At 37.1% G+C, this 286-nt stretch carries 1 protein-coding gene; it reads right to left on the bottom strand.

The genetic code is table 11. The features are described from left to right. Positions 1–286: hypothetical protein (locus tag PZE06_RS29265; protein WP_275792583.1), on the bottom strand; the 286-nt coding region annotated here is incomplete at both ends.

The raw sequence follows: 286 nt of genomic DNA on the forward strand, positions 1-286 counted from the left end.
TTTCTTCTGCATCAGGAGTTTTTTCATTAAAGTTCAAGGTTACATTGTCAGATTTAACCTTACCGAAAACATTCATATAATGAACTGTAAAGTAAACATTTCCTGCAGCCTTGTCATTAAGATTGATAGTCATACCATCGAATGATACGCCATAACGGATAGAGTCTGCTTTTGCTTGAGCATTATCAGCCATTGTGATGTATGAATCGAATAGTTGACCTGCCCATTTTTTTTCAGGGACAATTGTTACAGATTCACCTGGCTTAGCATCCACGTATGATGTGAG

Source organism: Robertmurraya sp. DFI.2.37 (assembly GCF_029211245.1).
Classification (GTDB): domain Bacteria; phylum Bacillota; class Bacilli; order Bacillales; family Cytobacillaceae; genus Robertmurraya; species Robertmurraya methanolica_A.